The sequence below is a fragment of the Prosthecobacter sp. genome (assembly GCF_044222565.1).
Taxonomy (GTDB): Bacteria; Verrucomicrobiota; Verrucomicrobiia; order Verrucomicrobiales; family Verrucomicrobiaceae; genus Prosthecobacter.
This window is the reverse complement of record NZ_JBGANA010000004.1, coordinates 162,915-185,302: the sequence shown is the minus strand read 5'-3', so window position 1 is coordinate 185,302 and position 22,388 is coordinate 162,915. Positions and strand designations below refer to the sequence as shown.

Sequence of the window (22,388 nt, the reverse complement as noted above, 5' to 3'; positions counted from 1 at the left end):
CGCTCTCAAACCTTCTGGGTTTTCCACCGGCCCCGTTTGAAGAGCAGCCAGCTCGCGATGGCCAGCAGTGAATTCGCTGCCGGCACGGCAATGAAAATCCCCACCGGGCCAAAGCCCAGCGATTTCGCCAGCACCCACGCGATGGGAATCTGCCCCAGCCACAGGCAGAAAAAATTCAGCCATACAGGTGTCCAGGTGTCTCCAGAACCGTTGAAGGCAGACTCAAAGCACATGCCCGCCGCATAAAGTGGAAAAGCCAGACTCAGAATCCACAAGGCCTGCGTGCCAAAAGCCACTACCTCAGGCTCCTGCGTGAAGAGGCAGATCAGGGGATGCGCCAGCAGCACGAAGACAAGGCCGATCAGGCAAAGGGCAATGACATCGAACTTCACGGCAATTTTGACCGCCTGCTCCGCCCGCTCCGGCTTCTGCGCCCCGAGATTCTGCCCCACAAGCGTGGCACCCGCGCTAGCCAGCCCCCATGCGGGCATCAGCGCAAAGATCACAATGCGGATGGCAATCGTGTAGCCCGCCAGCGCAGCGCTGCCAAAGTGTGCCAGGATCTTGAAGAGCCCCACCCAGCTCGTGGTGCTGATGAGAAGCTGCACAATGCCGCTGCCAGACTTCCCCAGCACCGCGCCGAGCACTTCCCGCACCGGCTTGAAATGCCCCCAGCGGACTTTCACGCGGCTGTGATGCCCCGCGAGATGCCAGAGCTGATACAGCACGCCGACACCGCGGCCGATGTTCGTCGCCACCGCCGCACCTGTCACGCCCATCTCCGGAAAAACCCACCAGCCAAAGATGAAGCAGGGTCCCAGTACAATGTTCAGTGCATTCGCCAGCCACAGCGTCCGCATGGCGATGACCGCATCTCCGGCACCACGAAAGATGGCATTGATGAGAAAGATGAGGAAAACCGTGGCATTCCCGCCCAGCATCGTGCGGGTGAAACCGGTGCCGAGCGTCACGATGGTCTCGTCCGCTCCCATCAGCCTCAGAATGTCCGGCGCAAACCAGCCCAGCACCACCCCGATGCCCGCCGAGACCAGCACCCCAAGAAGCACGATCTGCCCCGCAGCCTGCGCCGCGAGCTCCGGCTCCTTCTCCCCGATGCGCCGCGAGACGATCGCCGTCGCAGCGATCGAGATCCCCATGGCCACCGCGTAGATGAGCGTCATGACGGATTCCGTGAGTCCTACAACAGCCACGGCATCCTTGCCCAGCCGTGACACCCAGTACACGTCCGCCACGGCAAACAGAGACTCCATGACCATCTCCAGCACCATCGGCACCGCGAGCAGGATCACAGCACGGTTCAGCGGCAGGGCCGTGAAGTCATGCTCCTCGCCACGCAGGGACTGCCGCACGCTTTGCCAGAATGAATGCGTCGGCGGTGAAGTCTCTTCACTCATTCAAGGCAGCCTTCCTTCATCCACATCGATGTAATGCGTGATGGTCTGGATGTCGTCTCGATCACCGAGTCCGCTTTCAGCCTTCCGTTTTGCCAGGATGGCCGTGATGTGGTCATTGATGCCCAGCTTCATCGTGTAATAGTTCCAGACGAGTTTGTCGGTGTCATTGAGAGGACGGCCATGCACCTGGCACCAGTGCAGGATATCCTCGTCCGTGCCGCCTTCCAGCACTCGGGCCTTCAGGTCATCATAGTTCACGTGCAGAAATCCGGTGCAGGCGCCGTCGCTGCCCTTGCCCAGGTTCGCATGCAGTTCCTCCCACAGCTTTCCTGCGGCATGCAGGCGGATCTTGCCAAGCATGCGCGGGAAGTATTTCAGACCAGCGGTTTCATCGAGAGGACTGCAGGGCAGTGTGGCGGGGTCGGGTTTGGCAGGCATGCGGAATGCCTCGCCGGTGGCAGGGATTTGTCAATCAGGTGCTGCTCATTCCCCCCACGATGCTTTGAATCTGCGCACGATGCAGCCCCAGGTGCGTGCCTGCCATCGCCGCCCAGCCCATTGCATCCAGAGGCCCAAACCACGGATGTGCAAACCGCATACTCGTTTTCAATTCAGACGCTTCGGTGATCGTATTTAGCACCGCATCGCATGATTGCTCGTAATCCGCCTCCACGGCCGCCGTCACGCTGGGGTCCGGTTTGACCGCCGCTGTGCTCGCCACGCCAGGTGGCACGCGGCCGTGCGTGAGTGCATGAATCACCCGGACGACGGCGGTGTTGGTGATGCGCAGATGGTCCAGCGTCATCCACACAGACCAGTGGCGGCTGCTGTCCTCCAGTCCGCGCAGGCGCCGGATGAGCACACGCTCTCCACGTAGCTCCTCTGGACAGGCATTCACCAAGGTTTGGATTTGCGCGCGTTCCTGCACAAATTTGCGCACAAAGGTTTCACGGGAGCCACGCCGTCGTTTCAGCGCAAACAACATCCGTGCAGCCCAGAGTTCAAAAAGGGGAAGCCCGGCACCAGGCGGAGCGAGTTGAGGTTCAGCAGGAGTGCTCATGCGGCACATGCTTCGCCAATCACTTGCTCTTTGCAAGTATTTTACTTTTGAAATGCAAGTATTGCAAACGATGGTTCTTCATGCCTAAAGCCCAAGCTTCCAAACACACGCGCAGCACTTCTCCTGCACGCCGCTCCCCCTGCCCCGTCGCTTGTGCACTCGACTTGTTTGGCGATCGCTGGACGTTGCTTGTCATCCGCGATCTCATGCTCGGCCGAAGCCGCTTCAAAGATTTCTCCGCATCCCCAGAGGGCATCCCCACCAACATCCTCAGCGACCGCCTGGAGCGCCTGCTCGAATCCGGCATCGTAAGGCAGATTCCCGCCGCCGATGGCGGCAAACGCATGGCCTACGAACTCACCCAGAAAGGCGAGGCATTGCGTCCCATTTTAAAGTCAATGCGCGACTGGGGTCTCACGTGGGAGCCGGGCACAAAGGTTTTGTTGCAGCAGAGCTGAGAGCGTCCTAGATGGCTCTGATGAATGCCGAACTCATCGCCACCGCAGCCAGCGCCACACTCACCGGAGGCACGCCGTTTCCGCAAATCGTCGGCATGCTCATTGAAGCAGGTGTCGAGTTCTATCACGTCGACTACATCGCACTGCGGAAGTCGTTCTACGGCAGCGCCGGGGCCGTCGTCTGCACTGCGATTCCCTATGAAAACCTTCCTCCAGTTGCGGCAGACTTTGACGCGGCAGCGCTCCGGGCAAACATCCTCGACAGCCAGCAAAAGAACCAGCACTACCGGGATTTCACCATTCGCGCCATGCAGGCCGGAGTGCAGGGTTACTTCGCTTTCCTGCGGGGCCAGAGGGTCACCTACCTGGGCCGCCAGGGAGATCAGCACACAGAGTGGTTCCCGGGGGCTAAGCCACAGGACTGAAGGCGCTGGCCTCACTTCACCCGCGACACAATCACCTCGGAAGTTTTGCGGTCGATGGAATACAGCACGCCCGGCTCACCACGGTCCCACGCAAAAGCCTGGCCATGAGCGCTGATCGGGATCGCTGTCTGCCAGCCAAGCACGGTGCCTTTGGCTGGCAGATCCAGCACATACAATTCCTGCGCGTCATGCCCGGTGATAAACAGATGCCCGTCAGGCCCAAAGCTGCCACCGGAGCTGCTGTTCTTGCCAAACTTTGCCACTGCCTCGGCTGGAAATTTCAGCGCCGCGATCTTCTTCCACTGTGCGTCAAACGTCACCACCCGCGTCATCGCTGGATCGCCCGTCTTCGCATACTGGGCAAAGCAGGCGTACCACACTCCCTCTCGTCGGTCCACCCACGTCAATGATCCAGCGTCGGTCGTCACATCGATGGACTCCAGATGCTGCATCGATTGCGGATCCCATACCTCCACCGAACTCCTTTCGGGAATCTCGGGAAAATTGGAATGGGCGCAGTAAAGCTTCCCATCGAGCACGACTCCCGCGTTCAGATGCTTGAGCCGTCCGCCCTTGGCCTCCTTCCAGCCGCCGGTGCGCTCTCCAGTGTCCTTGCGGTATTTGCCAAGGGCCGCGTTGGTGATGGCATAAAAATGCGCGTCATCCACCGCAACGCCCTGATGCGCTTCTGCGACCTTGAAACGCTTCATTTCTTCATGCTTCCAGACCGCTTTCTTCACTGCCTTGGGTTTGGCGTTCAGCAGTTCCTGGATGCGCGCCTGCTCCTTGATGAGAGCAGCCTCAGAGACAGGCATGGGCGTGAGGTTTTCACTCACCAGCGGCTCATCCGCGGGGATGGCACGCCAGCGCAAGTTTTTGAACCATACGGCCGCTCCATGATCCTGCAGCCAGAGGTTTGCGCCGCGTTTGGTCAGGTCGGTGCCGCGGTAGCTCACGAGTTTCACGGCATCTTTCCAACGCGGGTCTGCGTAGTCAAAATCCACCACTTTTTCGCCGTTCAGCCAGTGCTGAATGACACTGCCTTTGCAGACAACGCGCGCCTCGTTCCACTGCTCAAAGGGCTTCACCACGTCCTTGGTCGGAGCCATGCAGAAGTACAGCGCCGCCGCGCTTGAACGCGGATTCTCTCCATAGGAGCTGTTGGCATTGTCCAGCAGCTGGTACTCATACTGGCCCGGTCGGTAGTACACACCGCTGTTGCAGCCTTTGGCGACTTTCCAGTCGAACCGCAGCTCGAAATCATCCGGCACTTTCGCTTTCTCATAGGTCAGCGGGCCGCCCTTTTTCACACGGGCGATCTCTCCATTCACGACCTCCCAGTTGCCGCCGTGCTTCCAGCCATCGAGCGTTTTGCCATCAAACAGAGATTCAAAGCCGGGCTCCACCGCCAGTGTGTAGCTTCCAAGTGCCAGAGAAATAAGAAGAAGTTTCATGCGTGGTTCAAAGTGCGGTTGGTCTGCCTGCGAAAACCGTTCAGGCGCAGCGAGCCGTCAGACATCACATCCAACAAGGAATAGCCATTGTTTTCCAATCCCGTGCCTTCCACCATGGCGACGAGAGTGGTGTAATGAATGCCGGAAATCTGCTGATAGTCATTTTTGTGGGAGTGCCCCTGGAAAACGGCGAGCACCTTGCCGGACTTCTCCAGCAGCGCGCGTACCTCGGCGGCGTTGCGCACGGCATGTGCCTTGTCCATGTCCAGCCGCTGATGCGCGAAGACAATCACCGGTCCGCCTGCTTTGCTTAGCGCTGTTTCCAGCCACGCCAGCTCCCCCTTGGGCAGATTGGCGTCCTGCCAGTTAAAATTCTTTCGCTCATAGGGCGTGCCATCCTCACGAAAGCAGGCGTCGAGGATCAAAAACGTGACGCCATTCTCTTCGAACGAGGCATGGCCTCCGGGCGCCTTTGTGTGAGCAGCAAACTCCTGCTTCGTCAGCGTGCCGACGCAGTGATTTCCCAGCACGTAATGCCTTGGCATGGTGAGCTTGGCAAAATGAGACTCCATGGTTTTCAGCCACTCGATCTCGCGATCCACGGAATCCGCCTGATCGATGAAATCTCCCAGCTCGACTACCAGCGCCGGCTTCTCGCGGTTCATGACTTCCACCGCCTCATCCAGCTTTGCCAGGGCTTCACGGTAGAAGCGCGTTTTCGTGGGTACCTTGTCCGCATAATGCAGGTCTGTCATCAAGCCCGCACGCAGCAGCGGTTTGGCATCCGTGTCTGCCGCCAGCAGCTTTCCAGCGCCGAATCCAGCGAGGACTAGGGCATGATGCTGCAAAAAGGCGCGGCGCGTTGCAAAAGGACTCATGGGTATAGATCGGGTGTCTGCTTGGTTTCTTCGGACAGTTTCCAGCTGAGATCCTCCACCCACGCGAGATGATTGAAGTTGCCGATACCAGAGCGTTCATGGGCACGACGAAATGTGATCAGTTCATCCACGGCTTTTTTGATTTCATCTTTAGTCGCGGTGGAAGTGGCAAGCGAGAGCTGAGAGGAGACGCGAGCGCAGAGCCTGGCGTGTTCCATCCCGAGCTGGAGAAATTTCACGCGCGCAGCTGCTTCGGCATCGTTCCCTGCAGTTCGTGCCGCTTCATCCAAAATCTTTGCCGCAGGTGCGAAGCACTCCGGCGGATACAGCACATGCGCCGCCTTGGCCCAGCTCCGCCAGCGCGAGGCCTGCAACGACTCCATTGTCTGGCCGATCTTCTCGCGGCTGCCCATGGTGTAATTCTCCCAATAGGCGAAGTAGTTTTCCACTGCCTTCGCTGCGCCGCCAAAAGCTGCGTAATATTCGGCAAGCACCGCCTCGGCAGAGGCTTCAGGACGCACATGCAAGCGGGCCGCCGTGTAAAGATTGGGTCCCTGTGTGGCCCAGTGGCCAGTGAGGGAATCGTAGTCCGTGGCCACCATGCCCTTCTCCACGGCATGATGGAACTCATCGGCAAACTGATGCGCGAAGATGAAAGGCATGCAGTAGCCATCCAGCAGATGATTGGTGCGCATGAAAAGCCGTGCACTTGTGGCACGCCAGTCCGCCCACTGCTGCTTCATCCACGCATGCTCCTCAGCGGAACGCGGAAACCAGCCTGCGGACGGGCAATAGCCAATGAGGATATTTTCATTGAGCTTGATGCCAGTGGTCGGCGCCTGGAAGTAATTGAAGTACGCATACCCAATGACCGAGACTCCTGCCGGTGCCTGCTGCTGGATGCCAAGCCAGAAGCGCGCATAACGGTCCGAAACAAACCTTGAGCCGGTCATCTTGGAAGTGGGCGGGTAAAACTTCAGATAATCCGCCGGCGCGGTGCCATCCAGTGCGCGGCATTTCTCACAGGTGCAAAGACCCAGGATGTCATTCTCACAGGCATTGATGAATCCGGGAGTCGTGGCATCAGCAGGACGCTTCGCTGTCCAGCGCGCAACAATCTCTCGCTGCAGGTCTGGATTGGAAACGCACATGGAGAAACGGCCGCCTTTCTTGTTCGGCCCGCGTTTTCCGCTCTCCAAAAGCTGGAACCATTCAGGATGTTCTGCGCCATCCTTTTCCCACCAGTCGGTGAAGGCATGACCGTAGCTCACGGGAAAGCTTCTTCCCATGCGGTGCCGCCGCAGGTAAATGCTCTGCTCTTCGCTGAACTGCTTCGCCGCCTCCTTGGTGAAGCCCAGCGCCGGATGCTCGCTCTCAAAGCCGAGACCAGCGCGCAGCCTGCGCTGAAACAGACGTGGCGCGGTGGTTTCATCGCACGTTTTGGCAGCCACGGTCTTCGTTTTCGGCACATGGGTGCCGAGTTCTCCCGGCCACAGCCAGCGCACTCCCAGGTCGCGGTCCAGCCATTCATACACGCCCCACAGCGTGCCCCCCATGGTGGCTGCCTCCAGAGGCTCGCCACCGCCATCCTGGCCGGCAATGAACACCGCCTCATCCGTCACGCGCAGCACAAATGTTTCCGGGCCAAGTTTTTCCACATTGATCCCCTCTTTGCGCACCGCTGCGCTGTCGCCGATAAAAATGCGCGGCCTGGTCCCGGCATTCACCGTGCTTTCGGCTTGAATCTCCAGCTTTGCACCGCTGGCCTTTTCCACGTGGCGCACAAGTTCCTCCGCCGCATAACGCGCCACGCGTGTGGGCTTGTCCGCGATAACGATGATGGCCCGTGGCGCGCCTTCGCTCACCAGCGTCATGTCCGCACAGGCAACATTCGGGAGAAGCGCCAGTAAAAGACAGCATGCATGCACGGCTTCAAATTTCATAACCTGGTGTGCGTTCGATTGTTTCACGGCCATGCAGCTGCGCCCAGGAGATTTCCCGGCGTTCGCGCATGGAGTGGCCAACCTGCCAGAACTCATATGCCACGCGTGGTGGAGACTCCGTGGTGTCGATGTCCAGGACACCCCAGAGGCGGCCGTCATCAAAGCCTGTGAAGCGCTCTTTGTTCGCCTTCAGCTTCGAATTGACGCTGCCCAGCGGACCGGCGCTCAGTTCCAGAAAGCGGCCGTTGATGTGGTATCCGGAGGAAAAATGTCGGTCGCCGCTGAGAAAGATCACGCCCTCGATCTTCTGCTCGTCGATCCAGCGCAGAAACGGATCGCGCTCCTGCTTGAACTGAGTCCAGGAATCTTCACTGCCATACGATTCCCACTCGCTCCCATTGGCCAGCAGCTTGACCTTTGCCTTGCTGGCCAGCAGCTCGCGCTTCAGCCACGCGAGCTGTTTCGCTCCCAGCATGGTTTTCTGAGGCGTATCCTCTGACTTGTTAGGACTGCGGTGGTAACGACCGTCAATCATGAAAAACTGCACGTCCCCCCGGGTGAAGGTGAAGTAGCAGCCGGGATTGTCCGCCTCGCCGCAAGCCGGATTGGCCCAAAACTCTTGAAACGTCTTTAAGGAGTCCGCCTTGCCCGGCTCGGTGCCGTCGGAATTGTTTGGGCCGTAGTCGTGGTCATCCCAGATGGCATAAATGGGAGTGTGGGAGGAGAGCGCTCGCCACCCGGCGCCGAGTCGGTGCGCGGTGTAGCACACGCGCAGCTTTTCGATTTCAGTGGTGTCGCCGTAGTGGTTGTCCCCCAGCATCAGCAGGACATCGAAGGCACCCTCGTCAATGCTACCGGCGCGGCGCTCTGCCAGTTCCGCCCAGGTAGGTGCGGCTGCGGCGGTGGTCCTGCCCACACAGGAGCCAAAAACAATGCGCTGCCTGCACGCACTCCCGATCTCCGGTGCCGTGGTGAAGGAGGGCAATGGCAGCGGCAGTTGCTCGCGTCCATCCAGCACGATTTGATAGGTGTAGTGCGTCCCTGGCTTCAACCCTTCGACGACCGCGATGCTGCTCAAACCTGCCTCCACTTTCAAGGAACCGCCGTCGATTTCCCGCGTCTGCGCTCCGGATGCCGTGAGAAGAATCTTCCAAGGAACCGCGGCCGTGCCCCGAACCCAAATGTGGGCACGGTCCGGACCCACGTGTCCAAGCATCGGCCCAGCCATCAGGTAGGCAGGCCCTGGCTGAACCGGTGGCAGCATCAGCGGTGGAGAGGGCTTTTTCGGTGCCGCTGGTTTGGCGGCCTTGGATTCAGCAGCTTGTCCGCGAGACGCCAGCGCCGCCGCTGGCATGGCAGCAGCAGTGCGGAGAAGTTGACGGCGGGAAATGGAAGACATGGCGTGTAGAAACGGGGACCATCCTCCTTTTTTGCCGCCAATTCATCAGGCTTTGCCGAGGACGCCTTTCACATGCTGCATCGATTTGCCAAAGCATTCATGCACATACGCCATGGCCTTCTTCACCTTGGCCTGCGCCGCAGGGTAGTCGGCATCAATGGCGAACAAGGTCTCCGCCATTTTCTCCACCGGTGTCTCGTCCATCTCCAGCAGCCACTCACCGAGGCCGATGTCCTTGAACATCCAGCACTTCGGCGAGTGAAACTCGGAGTATGTGTGGATGATCGGCGTGCCATTGGCCAGGGCGATGATGGGTGAATGCGGCTCGTGACAGACGATGGTATGCGCCCGCGCAAAGACGGAGGCAGCTTCATCAGAGTTCCAAAAGTATTCCAGATTCACCACATGCTTCTGAATGTCCGGCGGCAGCGGATCATGGATGAGACGCTTGTTGTGGCCCATCTCCTTGATCGTCTCTGGCGCTATCAGCACTTTGTGGCCTGTCATTTTCACCCACATCGTCACGAGTTCGCGATACTTGGCCGCACGACGTTCGTCATCCGCGATCTGCTCCGGAGTGGGATGCAGCGGATTGAGCTTCGGCGTACGAGTGTCATCAACACCGGGGAGTTTGGCGGTATTGGTGCGCAATTGGATGGTGATGAACTTTCGCTCCTCCAGTCCGAGTTTCTTCATGGTCGCCAGTCCGCGTGCATCATCGCGTACATCAATTCCGAAGCAGCCGTCGGGTCCGAATTCGAGCACCGGCGGCTTTATTCCACCGTTTTTAAGAATGCTGAGCGTCTTTGTCTCACGTGTGTAGATGAACGAAGCAGCATTCAGCAGCGCAATGCGCTCTTCCGCACCTTTGCCTTCAATCATGCTGGGAAAGTACGACTGGCCAAAGAGTCCGTATGGCTTGCCCGCTTTCTGACAAAACTGCATGAAGCTGATGTCCTGACCCATGCCTGAGTTGCGGATGAACAGATCGCAGTTCGTAATCGCCTGTTGCAATGCCAGGTCCTTTTCGCTTTTGCCGGTGAGGCTGCCCTGCAGGATATCCACCTTGGGGAAGCGCGTTTTGATCATCGCAGTGACGCGTTCATCCAGCTTCATGGCCCACAGCACCACCTTCACCTCCGGCAGATGCTCCTCGATGACCCTCAAGGTGCCCGGAGTGTGCCCGATGTCGCCAATGTTCACCGTGTCCCAGCCGGATTGCAGCAAAAGGGTCTTCGGTTTGCCATCGGCGGCAAAAACGGAACCGCCCAACGCGGCGGTGATGGAGGCGATGAAATGACGGCGGGTATGCATGGATATTAAAATTCGGGAGGACCATTGAGGTGTTCGCACTTCTCCGGAAGGCCTGGGATGAAATCGACCACCTGCTTCTGCGTGCGCAGTTTTTCCTGCAACGGCGACACTGGCACTTTCTGCACCGTCACATCTTCCTTCACGGCCATGGCGGCAGCGACGCCAGCAGCGTGGCCGGTGATCATCCACACGCTCTCCAACCGAAGGGTGCAGAAGGCTACGTGCGTGAAGCTGGCAGCACCGGGGACGAGGAGATTTTCGCACTCGGCAGCCTTCGGCGTGAGTGCGCGATAAGGGATCTGATACGCATATCCCATTCGCCAGATGCGTCCTTCGTTGACAAATTCGTCCTCATTCAAGGCCACGCGCTGCACATGGTGGCTGTCAATGAAATGGCTGCTCATGCCGATGCTGTCCGTCTTGCGGCGGTCCTCCTGCACGTCCTGCTGCTTCACGACGTATTCGCCGCGCATACGCCGGGCCTCGCGCACATAAAGCTGGTAGGGAAGATGGCCGTTGTCGGCGAACTCGTCCTTGTGCAGCCCCATCGACTTCATCTCGTTTTGCACCGTGGCGGGCACTGACTCATCGGTGGCCAGGAAGTGCAGCAGGCCCAGCGTGTATTCCATGTGGTCCTGGTAGATGCGGGCGCGTTCTGCATAGCTGGCATCCGGCCAGTCAAACTGGCCGCCGAAATGCCCGAGCGAGTAGATGGCGGACTGTTTGTTGTTCAGCTCAAATTTGCCATTCCGACGCCGATACGGGTCAACGATGTCCTTGAGTTTCACCGGCTTTCCCTGCTGCGTCTGATCTCGCAGCCAGCCGGCCAGAAGTGTATAGCGTTTCTCATCGTAGTGCTTGGGCGCTGGGATGGGCACTTGAAGCGCTGGATCTTTCGCCACGGTGAGGCGGAAGTTGTAGTTCATCGGTGCTCGGTGGGCATCTCCCTCACGCAAGTCCCTGGCCCATGCGCTGATGCCGGGCAGCAGTCTGCCGTTTTCATCCACGGTGCGGGCTTTGCGGGGTGTCTTGTCAAAGCGAATGCCGGCGGCTTCCTCGCCAAATTCGGCCTTCGACTCCCGGCCCACGGCGTATTTGATGCCTGCGCGTGCCATGAGGTCCCCTTCGTAGCCGGCATCGATGAATACCCTGGCCGTAAGTTGGGTGCCATCAGTGAGTGTGATGCCGGTGATGCGTGCGCCGGTTTTTGCCACTTTGTCCACCGATGCTCCGAAATGCACTTCCACTCCTGCTTCGCGCAGCATTTCGAGGTAGATCTTTTCAGCGACACTGGACTCAAAGAAGTACTCAGGTCCTTTGATCTGATAGTGTGAGCCTAGACGTCGGTAAAACTCATCGGCAAAACCGCCGATGGTCCATTTCAGCATGTGCTCGCTCTCGGCGGTGTTGATGCCACTAGTGCTCAGGCCGCCCACATGCTTGGTCGGCTCGATGAGAACCACCTTCGCGCCTTCGCGAGCCGCGGAGATGGAGGCAGCGATGCCACAAGGCACACCGCCATAGACCACGACATCCGCGGCTTTGAGGTGGGTGGTAAAAATGAGCAACGCGAGGAAAAAAGACTTCATCATGGTCGGATCAATGGGCTTCGATGAGCTGCAGCGCATCCAGAATCACAAATCCGTCGGTGCCAGAATTGCGGATGGTAAGGATAATCTCAGCCCCGGCATCGAGCTGGGTGGTGCCGATCTTGCGGAACGCCTCACCCGCAGGCAGGGGCTGTGTTTGATCAACAGTGACGTCCGTTGTGCGGCCTGCGCATTCCACCGTCACCGGCACCTTTGTTGCTCGTGTGGCATGCGGTGAATAGGCCATGCGCAGCTCATAGCGGCCTGTTTTCGGCACCTTGCAGCGGAAGATGGCGACGGACAGACCGTCGGCGCGTTTGTCGTCATGAAGATAGCCGGTGCCTATGTGCGGCTTGAAGCCGGAGGAGTGGCTCCAGTGTCCTTTGAGTTCGGCCTGGGTGTCATCAAGCACGATGCCGGGCAGAGTTTTCGGATCTACGTTCATCACGCCCTTGGGTTCGGGAGGAAGAACTGGAAGATCGAGCACCTGCTTCTGTGCCAGCAGGCGCTCTCTAAGCGCAGAATAGGGCAGCTTTTGCACGGAAATGCTTTTCTTTGCACTCAAAGAGGCGGCAATGCCCGCGCTCTGGCCGAGGATCATCCAGGTGGGCTCCACGCGAATGGAAGAGATGCCCACATGCGTGCAGGAAAGTGCAACGGGTACCAGAAGATTGCTGCATTCTGCAGCTTTTGGAAGAATGGCGCGGTAAGGGATGTGATAAGGATACCCGTGGCGCCTTCCCGCCATGCGAACGGGCATGATGGTTCCCTCATCGACGACCATTTCCTGTGTCCCTACGCGCTGGCAGTCGTGGGAATCAATTGGGAATGAGGATACAATGATGGGATCTTCCTTGGCCGGCGAATCCATGATGTCCTTTTGTGAAATGACGTACTCGCCGATCATGCGGCGGCCTTCGCGGACGTAGAGCTGTGGGGACCAGTGGCCGTAGTCGGCAAATTCGTCGCGGCAGAGGCCGAGTTCTGCCATCTGTTTGCGCAAATCCTCCGGCACGGCGGGATCGGTGCTGAGGAAGTGGTGCAGTTCCAGGGTGTATTGTTTGTGAGCTTCCCAGATTTGCGCTCGCGTGCTCTCACCTGCCTCACTCCAGCCATTGCAGGCGCCGACGAGGCCCATGGAGAACTGTTTGCCGATGCCGTTGTTGGCGTCGAACTTGTTGCCTGGAAGCGGATAGAGATCCCACAGCAGATGGGGGTTCTTCTCCTGCTCATAGTAGCGTCGAAGGACCTCAAAGCGCGCGGGGTCGTAGTTTGCAGGCAGTGGAAACGGGACGCGATTTGCTGCATCTTTTGTCACGCAGAGGCGGAAGCTGTACACCATGACGTTTTTGTCGCCTGCCTCATCTGCGCCGGCATCCGTGGTGGTGATGAGGGGGAGGGGTTTGCCGGAGGCATCAAGGCCGGAGATGGGCAGCTTGGCTTTCGGGTACTGCTTTCCGGCGAGTGGCTCGCTGAATTCCTTGCGTGCTTCGCGGCCGATGGTCCAGCTGACTCCGGCGGCGGCCATGAGATCTCCCTCGTAGGTGCCGTCCACGAAGACCCTGGCTGAGAAATCGCCGTCGCTTGTGGTTACTTGAGTGATCTGCGTGCCTTGTTTTGCCACTGTTTGCAACACGCGCTTGGTCAGCACTTTCACTCCGGCTTCGTCCAGCATCTGCTGGGTGATCTTGGCGGCCACGTGGGGCTCGTAGGTCCAGGGCTTGTGGTCTTTCTCGCTGACGTGGTAAGGAAGCGCAACGGAGCGCATCTGGTAGTCTTTTTCGACTCGGGCGTGCCATTCTTCGAAGAGGCCGAGAACGGTGCTGCGGACGGTTTGATTGGAATCGCTGAAGCAGAGGCCGCCGGTGTTGACGCCGCCGACGTGGGCGGTGGGTTCCAAGAGGATCACTGAGGCGCCTTCACGTGCCGCGGCGATGGCGGCGCAGAATCCGCCGGGGGTGGCACCATAGACAATGACGTCCGCCTCCGTGGCGGCATGAACGGAGAAACTAAGCGCAAAGAGAAGCAGGACGAGGCGTGACATGGCAATCACAAGGAAACTGACGCCATGTTTTGGACACTATTTTGTCCGTTCGATCACTGCGCGATGGGCGGTCTCCTGCAGGAAGGCGGCGTCTTTGGGATCGAGGCCTTTGGGGATGAAGGTGTTGCCGACGGGGCTGTCGCCGAAGAGCACTTCATACCAGACGCAGGCGCCGAGGTATTCGCCGAGCATGTTCGCATGGTGGCCGTCCATGCCGAGAGTGAGGGGGCCGGTGCCGGTTTTGGGCTTGTTCCAGCGCCAGCCGACATGCAAACTGTGTGTCTGATTCGGCAATTCTGGCTGCTTTGCAATTTTTGGGTTGAAAGTTGTGTCGGTTCGGTAGGCCCAATTGGGGTCGGTGTCGGCGATATGGAAGGCATCGCCGGTCGGAATGATGCGGGCGCTGAATTCGGCGGCGAGTTTGTCGTAGGCGGCGCGGAGGCCGTTGTACATTTCGTCCTGAGATTTGAGATCGCCGGGCTTGGTGAAGCGGGGGTCGTCTTTGCGGTACTCCCAGGTTTCGTGGATGAGTAGTTTGGCCTGAGGGGCGTGTTTGGTGACGTAGTCACGGAGCCAGGCGGCGTAGGGCTGGTAGGTGGCGAAGTCGTGGCTTTTGATGCTGGCCTGCTGGATGGTGACGTAGTCCCACTTTTGCAGTTCGAGATTTTCCTTCAGGCCGCGGCCGCTGGTATAGAGGCCAGCTTTGTCTTTGGGGTCAGCTTCGTGCTTCTGGGCTTTTTCGGCGTGGACCTGGAATGAAGCGCCGCCGATGACGAGGGGCTGATGGATGAGCGTGTGGCCGCCGGCTTTGGCGAGATCGCCAAGGTAGTGGGTGGCATTGGCGGAGAAGCTGTTGCCGATGGTGAGGAGCTTGACCGTTTTGGCCTCGCCCGCGAAGGACGAGACGCAAAACAGGAGCGAGGCGATCAGGGCAAACGCTTTCATAAGGATTGGGGAGGCACTGATTTAACAACGCAAGAGATTAGAAGACCGCAGAGAATACCTTCTGAATCGAGGTTCTGTGATTTTTCATTTTTCTGCGGTGTTGATTTATTCAACGTTTCCTCAGTGGCAGCCGCAGCCTTCGCCACAGCCTTTGGAGAAGACTTCGGCTTCGGAGGGAACTTTGCCGCTTTCGAGGCTTTTACCGACGAAGCTGGTGACCACCTCAGCGATGCCGCGGAGAATGTCCTGGGCTTCGAGGAAGCTGGCGATGGAGGTGTTCTCGTCGCACTTGTCCTGGAGGTCGGTGAAGCGGCTGACTTCATCGGCGGTGGGTTCTTCGCCGTGGTGCTGCTTCTGGTGAAGGGCGCGGCCGAGTGTGGCCATTTCACGGTAGAGGGAGACGGCGGATTCGTTGGCGAGGAAGGACTCGGCCTTTTCGCGGGCACCTTGTACTTCAGCGTCGGCCACGAGGGTTTCGCAGAGTTCGACGATCTTGGATTTGATTTGGGGGGATGCGTTCATGGGGGCCGTGAGAGTAGGCGGAAAAAGCGGGTTTACAGGGGAAATTTCGCCCTGATTTAAAACAAGGCGCGCACGGCTGGCTTGGTGACCTTGCCCATGGCATTGCGGGGCAGTTCGCTGACGACGAGCAGGCGCTGCGGGACTTTATAGACTGAGAGGCGGCCTTTGCACCAGTCGCGCAAGGTGGGGAGGTCGAGGGTGGCGGTTTCTTTGAGGACGAGCACGGCGGTGACGGCCTCTCCCCAAACGTCATCGGGAAGGCCGATGACGGCGCACTCGGCGATGAGGGGATGCTCCAAGAGCGCGGCTTCGATCTCGAGGGCGCTGAGCTTGTAACCGCCGCTCTTGATGATGTCCACGCTGAGGCGGCCCATGATGCGGTAGTAGCCGCGCTCCAGCACGGCCATGTCTCCGGTGCGGAACCAGCTTTCATCAAAGGACTCAGCGCTGGCCTCGGGGCGGTTCCAGTACACGCGAAAGACACCGGGGCCGCGCACCTGGATCTCGCCGGGTTCGTCTTCGCCGGTGATGATGGCACCAGATTCGGCCTTGAGGCGTATTTCGACGCCGGGCAGCGCTTTGCCCACAGCGCCGGGGCGGCGCTCGCCGTGATAGGGATTTGAGATGGCCATGCCGATCTCGGTCATGCCGTAGCGTTCAAGAAGTTTCTGGCCAGTGAGCGCGGTCCACTGCTCATGCACGCTGGCGGGGAGTGCGGCGCTGCCGGAGACCATCAAGCGCAGCCGCGCGAAACCTGCGACGATGGCGGCGCGATCTTTTTCATCGGCGGATTCGAGTGCCTGGATGAGCTTCACGTAGATCGTGGGAACGGCCATGAAGAGTGTGAAGGCATCGCTGAGGACGCGGTCGAGGATGGCGCTCAAATCAAAGCGTGGGAAGGGCTCGATGAGCGCACCGATCCACAAGGCGCAGGAGGTGACATTGATGATGCCGTGGATGTGATGCATCGGCAGAAAGAGGGGGATGCGATCTGATGCGCTCCACTCCCAGGCTTCTATGAGGCTCTCAATTTGGGCCTGAATGTTTGCGTGCGTGGTGACCACGCCCTTTGGCTTGCTGGTGGTGCCGCTGGTGTAGAGGATCATGGCACGACGGTCTGGAGAGATGTCGGGCAGGGTCTTCGATGGTGCGGAGGTGATGGAATCGATGTCGAGCAAGCGGACGCCGAGTCTGGAGCAAAGCGGCGCGATCTTGGCAGCCATGGACTTATCTGCGAGCACGATGCTGGCGCCTGAGTCTGTGAGAGCGTATTCCCACTCCGGCTCCGTGGCGGAAAGGCAGATTGGCACCTTGATGCCACCGGCGCGCCAGATCGCCCACTGGGAGGCGGAGTATTCGAAGCCTGCAGGCACGAGCAGCGCGACGCGGGCTTCGTTCAAGTCATCGGTGTCTGCGAGCAATGCCGTGGCAAGGGATGCCGAGCGGTTGATGAGATCCTGATACGTGAAGGACTGTGACGCTGTGCGGTATGCGATGGAAGCGCTGTGGGAGCGGGCGCGAGCGATTAGAGGGAGGTCGGGCATGAATTGGAAAGGGTCAGTGATCGGCGAACATCTTCACCGCGAAGAACAACACGGAGGGTCCCATTAGACAGCCAAGGCCGGTGTGGAAGGTGGCGACCAATGCGCCGTAAGGGACGAGTCTGCGATCCGTGGCGGCGAGTCCGGCGGAGACGCCGCTGACGGTGCCCGCGAGGCCGCCGAAGACCATGGCGGACCGAGGAGTCTTGAGGCGCAGAAACTTTGCGGCTACGGGCGTGGAGATCATGACGAGGATGGCTTTGATGACTCCAGTGGCAATGCTGAGCGCCATGACATCAGAGCTGGCACCGATGGCACCACCCGTGACGGGACCGACGATGTAGGTGACCGCGCCAGCGCCAATGGTGGTCATGCTGACGGCATCTGAATAGCCGAAGGCACGCGCCACGCAGACACCGACGATGAAGGGCAGCACGGTGCCGAGCAGCAGCGCGATGGCACCGATCCAGCCTGCGCGGCGGGCCTCCTCGGCGTGGACTTCGAAGGCGGTGGCGACGATGGCGAAGTCCCGCAGCATGTTGCCGCCCATCAAGCCGATGCCGCTGAAGAAGGCGATGTCTGCGAGACCTTTGGTGCCACCAGACATTTTTCCGCCGACATAGGCGAGCGCGAGGCCGATGAGAATGGCGATGGCCGAGCCCTGCACGCGGCCAAAGGTGAGTTTTCGCGAGATGACACCTGAGACGAGCATGACGAGGCCCACGACGGCGAATGCCAGCACAAGCCCGTTTTCTTTGGCGGCTTTTTCAAGGATCGGCCACATAGGAGACTATTCGGCTGACGCCTCCGGTTCCGGTGAGGGTTCTTCGGGTTCCATGCGATTGATGAATGAGACGAACAACCCACAGATGACGACACTGCCCACGGCGGCGATCAGCGCCACGGGTCCGCCGCGCAGGGCGGCGACAACGTTTTGGTTCATCGCCATGGCCACGACGACTGGGATGTAAATCGCGCCCCAGTAATGCACGCCGCTCTCGGAGGTGGGACAGAGCATGCCGCGCTTGTGCAGATACATGCGCATGCCAATGAGGAGGAGCATGGCAATGCCGACGCCACCGACATTGGTGGTCATGCCGAGCGCGCGACCGAGGAGATCGCCAAGGATGATGCCGAGCAGATGGCAGGTGGCGAGAAGAGCGGTGCCGTAGATGATCATGATATCGTGACGGCAGGATGGCAGGATTTGGGAAGGATTGTCAATCCGCGAAGTTTTGTGCGAAGGGGGGAGACGGGGATGATAGGAAAGAAGGCCGATCAAAAAGACGGAAAAGACACAAAGGACCGAAAGGACGAGGAGTCTGTGAGGATTATGAAGGGCACTTGGCTAAGCGGGGCTTTTCGTTTTAGCGCTCCAGAGAAAAGGTAGAAAGATTAGGGGTGGAAAAATTTCCCAGAGCTCTGAGTCAGGATTTTTGATTCTTCATTTTTCACGAGTTGCCCAGTGTTTGAGGGGGAGTGCATTTTCCAGTTTGGGAACGGTGGGACAGGCGAGAGTGTGTGGGATCAGGATGATCCCACTCCTGCCGGAGCTGCCGCGCGGAGAGTTCTTCTCTAGTGAAGACGCAGGTCCATTTTCAAGGAATCGTGGCTGGAGATGATCACCAGGCGCGGGCAGCTTCGAGATTTCGTTTGAAGCCTTCGCGGACGAGCGAGAGATCGGAGTCCATGGCGAGCCAGGTGAAGCCGAGGGCTTTGAGTTTTTCTTTGTCGTCGGCGTGGCGGACGAGGATGCCGCAGCCTTTGTTGTGGTCTCTGGCGGCTGCTACGATGCTGTTCACGCAGTCGTCGTATGGGCGAGGGGAGTTCCGGGCTTTGAGATCGAAGGAAAGATCGGCGGGGCCGATGAAGAGGGCGGTGATGCCTTCGACCGCGGCGATATCGGCAGCGTTTTCAACGGCTTCGGCGGTTTCGATCTGGGCAAGGATGATGGGCTTGGGCATCTCGCCTTCAGGGAGGCGCATGCCATAGCCGTAGGCGCGGACGGTGCGGGAGACGCCGCGATGACCGTGCGGTGGATAGGTGGCGGCATCGACGCAGTGGCGGGCCTCAGCGGCGGTATTGACGTGCGGCACCATGATGCCGTGGGCGCCCCAGTCGAGCACGCGGGCGATGAGATCCGGGTGGGGCGCACTGACACGGACGATGGCGAGGGTGGGACTGCCCCGTAGGGCGCGCAGTTGATTGGGCAGGGCGGCTTCGGATTCGCAGCCGTGCTCGAGGTCGATGAGGACCCAGTCGAAGCCGCATTCAGCGGCGAGTTCGGTGACGGCGGGGGAGCCGATGGAGATGAAGGCGCCGATGTGTTTTTTCATGGGGTGAGGTGGGGATAGCTCGTGATGGATATAGCGAGAAAAGGCGGTCGCGGAATTGGGATTTTGAGCGTGAGAGCGGATGAGACCAGAGAGCGATGGGGTGTTGGGAGAGGGCACCGTGGTTCGAGAGGTGCTGACGGGAAGAGGGTATCGCGGTATTGGAATACCGCGCTACATTGGCGGCATGCCGAAGAAGCCGCTATCGCAGCCTTTGAAGATTCCGGAAAGGCCGGTGTTTACTGCTTTTGAGGAGAAGGAGGATTTTTGGATGGTGCCTGGATATGAGCGCAATCTGCCGCACTGGCGGCTGGCGGGAGCTTCTTATTTTGTGACCTTTCGTCTGGCTGATTCGCTTCCGGCTGAAGTCATCTTGCGATGGAAGCAGGACGAGGCGCAGTGGCTGTTTGAGAGAGGCGTCAACATTCGCTGGCAGCGCGACGAGCCGGAGCGTTTTCGGCAGGCGATTGCGGGGCTTGATTGTGGAGAGCGGGCCACTTTCCAGCGTGAGATGGCACGACAGTTTTTTGTGGAGCTGGATGAATGCCATGGCTGCTGCGCGCTAAGGGAGCCGGATGCTCATGCGCTGGTGGCGGAGGCGCTGCGTTTTTTTCACGGCCAGCGGCTGTGGGTGGGTGATTTTGTCGTCATGCCCAATCATGTCCATGTCATTGCGCAGCCTTTTGAAGAGGTGCCTTTGGAAGAATGGTTGTATTCGGTGAAACGATTTACTGCGGCCCGTTTGATGCAGAGGGAGGATCTGCGTGAGAGACTGATGACACGGGCCGGGCGTGTCTGGCAGCCAGAGTCGTTTGACCGGGTGATTCGTGATTTGGATGAACTCAGACGGACGCGCGAGTATATTGAGAAGAATCCGAGGGGGCTGCGTATGGGAGAGTTTCATCTGCACCGAGCGGAGTGGATTGATGCTCTTTTGTAATTCGGAGTTTGTTTCGAGGCGGAGCGGTCGCGGTATCGGAATACCGCGCTACAGGGGGGCTTCGGCTCTGAGGCAGTGGAGAGCGTGGAAGAGCTTTTTGAGGGTGAAGTCGCGGAGAGATTTTCCGGAGGTGCCGGAGGAGATGAGGAAGAAGCCGTCGTCGCGGTCGAAGTAACCGGCACCGACGCGGATGACGGACTTGACGATCATGTTGCGCAGGAGGTGGAGCCAGAAGCGGCGGAGGTGATTTGCTGGAAGGGGGCGGAGGCTTTGATAGCCTTCGAAGGCGCGGCGAAGGAAGGCATCGTCATGGAAGCAGGCGAGGAGGGAGAGGTCGTCCATGGGATCGCCGGAGATGGCGTCGTCGAAGTCGATGAAGGCGGCGATTTCGTTTTCGCTGCCGAGGATGTTCCAGAGGGCGAGGTCTTTGTGGACGAAGCAGCCGGTGTCGAGATCGAGAAGGGCGCGGTGGTTTTCGATTTCGACGAGGATTTCGGCGCTTTGGGATGGAGTGAGGAAGTGGTGGGAGACTAGGAAGGAGAGGTGCTGGTCAAGGCGGAGGTGGAAGTAGTCGGCGTAGGCGGGGTGGTAGCCGCGCATGGATTCGCCCAAGACCCCGAAGCCTGGCAAGGTGATGTGCTGCCACTGGGCGACGGCTGCGCCGATGGAGAAAGCGATACGGGGGATGTCGAGACGGCCTTGTTTGAACCAGTGGTTGAGATCTGGAGAGGAGATGCGCTCCATGGCCTGCCAGGCGAAGGGGACGCGGGTGCGGGTGGCATCGCAGGCATAGACGCGGGGGGTGACGACGCCGGACTCGCGAACACGGGAGAGCAGGGCTGATTCAATGGCGAGGTGGCCGTCTTTTTCAGGGCCGTTTTCGACGCGGATAAACATGGGGTGACCTGCCACGCGGGCATTCCAGGTGAGGTGATTTCCCTGCCCTATGCCAGTGCTCAGTTCAACGACCTGGGTGACGAAGTGGCGCTGGAGAACTTCGCGGAGCTGCTGCTCGATTTGTGCATCGGCCGCGCCGCGGGTCTGTGTGCCGTGGAAGGCCGCGGGGCGGTCGCACTTCCAGTAGTAGATGTCTTGGCGGCTCATGATCAGGACTGGGGCGTGCGGCGTTTCCACCATGAGGCAAGGAGGCCGCCGATGATGTTTTGCATGACGCCGCTGAAGACACCCGCGGCAGCGGCGAGCGGCATGGCGGAAAAGTGTTCACGAGCCAGAGAAGCTGCCATGCCGCCATTTTGCATGCCAACCTCGATGCTCACCGTGCGGGCAATGGATTCCGAATAACGCAGCAGCTTTGACAAGGCGTAGCCAACGCCAAAGCCAAGCACGTGAAGGGCGAAGGCAGCGAGTGCCAGACGACCAAAATGGGTGGCGATGGCATCCGCGCTGGCAGCAACGATGCCGCCGCTAACACAGGTGAAAGCGAGAACCGCGATGGTAGGGCCGCAGGCGCCTATTTGATCGGCAGTGCGGGGGAGCTTCCAGCGGATGAGCACGCCGAGCACCACGGGCGCGACGGTGAGCTGCAGAGCGGAGAGGCAGAGGCCCCAGGCGTCAACGGGCACGTATTTTCCCGCGAGGGTGCTGGTCCACATAGGGGTGAAGAAGAAGGCCAGCAGGGTGGAGGCGAGAGTGAGGAGGACGGAGAGCGCCACATTGGCCCGGGCTAGGTAGCTGATCATGTTTGAGGCCATTCCGCCGGGGCAGCTGGCCACGAGGATGATGCCGACGGCGAGGCCGGGATCGAGCTGCAGTGCTTCGGCGACCAACCAGCCTGACAAAGGCATGATAGTGTATTGCGCGACGAAGCCCAGCGCCACACTGCCGGGCATGCGGCCAATGGCCTTGAAATCCTCCAGGCTGAGCGTGAGCCCCATGCCGAGCATGGAGGCGGCGAGGGACCAGAAGATCCAATTTTTGCCGAACCACAGCATGGTCTGAGGCCAAAAGAAGGCGATGGTGGCGAGGGTGACGAGCCAGACGGGGTAGAGATTATTGAACCAGTTGAAGAAGCGGGTCATGCGGGATGGAGCGGAAACGGGATTCTTTGAAGGAGTATCAGGGTGCGCTGAAGCGACGGGGCCAAGACCGAGACGGGCGGAGTGAAGGG

21 protein-coding genes are annotated in these 22,388 nt (G+C 59.5%); 3 read left to right on the top strand and 18 right to left on the bottom strand.

Translation table 11 applies throughout. The features are described from left to right. Positions 1–5 precede the first annotated feature (5 nt). From ACILSR_RS07380 to ACILSR_RS07370, 3 genes are read right to left on the bottom strand one after another with little or no spacing between them, the layout of a single operon-like run. Complete coding sequence (locus tag ACILSR_RS07380; RefSeq protein ID WP_395749099.1) at positions 6–1,415, bottom strand: MATE family efflux transporter; 1,410 nt, start codon at positions 1,413–1,415, stop codon at positions 6–8. Further along, the gene (locus tag ACILSR_RS07375; protein ID WP_395749098.1) at positions 1,416–1,853 is read right to left on the bottom strand and encodes a DUF5069 domain-containing protein; all 438 of its coding nucleotides are present in this window, start codon (positions 1,851–1,853) and stop codon (positions 1,416–1,418) included. Between the two features lie 34 nt (positions 1,854–1,887). Then, positions 1,888–2,475 carry a DinB family protein gene (locus ACILSR_RS07370; RefSeq protein ID WP_395749097.1) on the bottom strand — a complete coding sequence of 196 codons (588 nt, stop codon included), beginning with the start codon at positions 2,473–2,475 and terminating at the stop codon, positions 1,888–1,890. Between the two features lie 80 nt (positions 2,476–2,555). Here ACILSR_RS07370 and ACILSR_RS07365 point away from each other — a divergent pair, with 80 nt between their 5' ends. Beyond that, positions 2,556–2,933, top strand: a complete 378-nt coding sequence (locus ACILSR_RS07365; protein ID WP_395749096.1) for a winged helix-turn-helix transcriptional regulator — start codon at positions 2,556–2,558, stop codon at positions 2,931–2,933. A gap of 20 nt (positions 2,934–2,953) precedes the next feature. Then, positions 2,954–3,358: a DUF1398 domain-containing protein gene (locus ACILSR_RS07360; RefSeq protein ID WP_395749095.1), complete on the top strand. Its 405-nt coding sequence runs from the start codon at positions 2,954–2,956 to the stop codon at positions 3,356–3,358. An 11-nt stretch (positions 3,359–3,369) separates the two neighbouring features. Here ACILSR_RS07360 and ACILSR_RS07355 read toward each other — a convergent pair whose 3' ends face one another. From ACILSR_RS07355 to ACILSR_RS07295, 13 genes are all read right to left on the bottom strand, one after another. Beyond that, positions 3,370–4,812 (bottom strand): DUF1080 domain-containing protein, encoded by a 1,443-nt coding sequence (locus ACILSR_RS07355; RefSeq protein ID WP_395749094.1) that lies wholly within the window; start codon positions 4,810–4,812, stop codon positions 3,370–3,372. After that, complete coding sequence (locus ACILSR_RS07350; protein ID WP_395749093.1) at positions 4,809–5,690, bottom strand: metallophosphoesterase; 882 nt, start codon at positions 5,688–5,690, stop codon at positions 4,809–4,811. Before ACILSR_RS07350 ends, ACILSR_RS07355 begins: the two co-directional genes overlap by 4 nt. Further along, on the bottom strand, positions 5,687–7,633 hold the full coding sequence (locus ACILSR_RS07345) for a DUF4838 domain-containing protein (protein WP_395749092.1): 1,947 nt from the start codon (positions 7,631–7,633) through the stop codon (positions 5,687–5,689). The genes ACILSR_RS07350 and ACILSR_RS07345 overlap by 4 nt, the downstream gene beginning before the upstream one ends. After that, on the bottom strand, positions 7,623–9,032 hold the full coding sequence (locus ACILSR_RS07340; RefSeq protein ID WP_395749091.1) for an alkaline phosphatase D family protein: 1,410 nt from the start codon (positions 9,030–9,032) through the stop codon (positions 7,623–7,625). The genes ACILSR_RS07345 and ACILSR_RS07340 overlap by 11 nt, the downstream gene beginning before the upstream one ends. 45 nt (positions 9,033–9,077) lie before the next feature. Further along, positions 9,078–10,346 (bottom strand): polysaccharide pyruvyl transferase family protein, encoded by a 1,269-nt coding sequence (locus ACILSR_RS07335; protein WP_395749090.1) that lies wholly within the window; start codon positions 10,344–10,346, stop codon positions 9,078–9,080. Positions 10,347–10,351: 5 nt separating this feature from the next. Next, a complete protein-coding gene (locus ACILSR_RS07330; RefSeq protein ID WP_395749089.1) occupies positions 10,352–11,938 on the bottom strand; it encodes an FAD-dependent oxidoreductase in 1,587 nt (528 codons plus the stop codon). 7 nt (positions 11,939–11,945) lie between these two features. Then, complete coding sequence (locus tag ACILSR_RS07325) at positions 11,946–13,979, bottom strand: FAD-dependent oxidoreductase (protein WP_395749088.1); 2,034 nt, start codon at positions 13,977–13,979, stop codon at positions 11,946–11,948. A 36-nt stretch (positions 13,980–14,015) separates the two neighbouring features. Then, entirely contained in the window at positions 14,016–14,924 is a 909-nt protein-coding gene (locus ACILSR_RS07320; RefSeq protein ID WP_395749087.1) for a DUF4886 domain-containing protein, read from the bottom strand. A 120-nt stretch (positions 14,925–15,044) separates the two neighbouring features. Continuing rightward, complete coding sequence (locus ACILSR_RS07315; RefSeq protein WP_395749086.1) at positions 15,045–15,446, bottom strand: YlbF family regulator; 402 nt, start codon at positions 15,444–15,446, stop codon at positions 15,045–15,047. Between the two features lie 56 nt (positions 15,447–15,502). Beyond that, positions 15,503–16,990 carry an acyl-CoA synthetase gene (locus tag ACILSR_RS07310; RefSeq protein WP_395749085.1) on the bottom strand — a complete coding sequence of 496 codons (1,488 nt, stop codon included), beginning with the start codon at positions 16,988–16,990 and terminating at the stop codon, positions 15,503–15,505. A gap of 13 nt (positions 16,991–17,003) precedes the next feature. Then, positions 17,004–17,771, bottom strand: a complete 768-nt coding sequence (madM, locus tag ACILSR_RS07305; RefSeq protein ID WP_395749084.1) for a malonate transporter subunit MadM — start codon at positions 17,769–17,771, stop codon at positions 17,004–17,006. A gap of 6 nt (positions 17,772–17,777) precedes the next feature. Further along, on the bottom strand, positions 17,778–18,167 hold the full coding sequence (madL, locus tag ACILSR_RS07300; protein ID WP_395749083.1) for a malonate transporter subunit MadL: 390 nt from the start codon (positions 18,165–18,167) through the stop codon (positions 17,778–17,780). 442 nt (positions 18,168–18,609) lie between these two features. Next, positions 18,610–19,323: an HpcH/HpaI aldolase/citrate lyase family protein gene (locus tag ACILSR_RS07295; protein WP_395749082.1), complete on the bottom strand. Its 714-nt coding sequence runs from the start codon at positions 19,321–19,323 to the stop codon at positions 18,610–18,612. A 79-nt stretch (positions 19,324–19,402) separates the two neighbouring features. On the opposite strand from ACILSR_RS07295, the gene ACILSR_RS07290 reads away from it, so the two are divergent. Beyond that, positions 19,403–20,260 carry a transposase gene (locus ACILSR_RS07290; protein WP_395749081.1) on the top strand — a complete coding sequence of 286 codons (858 nt, stop codon included), beginning with the start codon at positions 19,403–19,405 and terminating at the stop codon, positions 20,258–20,260. A gap of 48 nt (positions 20,261–20,308) precedes the next feature. Here the strand turns inward: ACILSR_RS07290 and ACILSR_RS07285 are convergent, their stop codons facing one another. Both ACILSR_RS07285 and ACILSR_RS07280 read right to left on the bottom strand, forming a co-directional pair. Beyond that, on the bottom strand, positions 20,309–21,364 hold the full coding sequence (locus tag ACILSR_RS07285; protein ID WP_395749080.1) for a phosphotransferase family protein: 1,056 nt from the start codon (positions 21,362–21,364) through the stop codon (positions 20,309–20,311). Positions 21,365–21,366: 2 nt separating this feature from the next. Further along, on the bottom strand, positions 21,367–22,299 hold the full coding sequence (locus ACILSR_RS07280; protein WP_395749079.1) for a bile acid:sodium symporter family protein: 933 nt from the start codon (positions 22,297–22,299) through the stop codon (positions 21,367–21,369). Between the last annotated feature and the right edge of the window lie 89 nt (positions 22,300–22,388).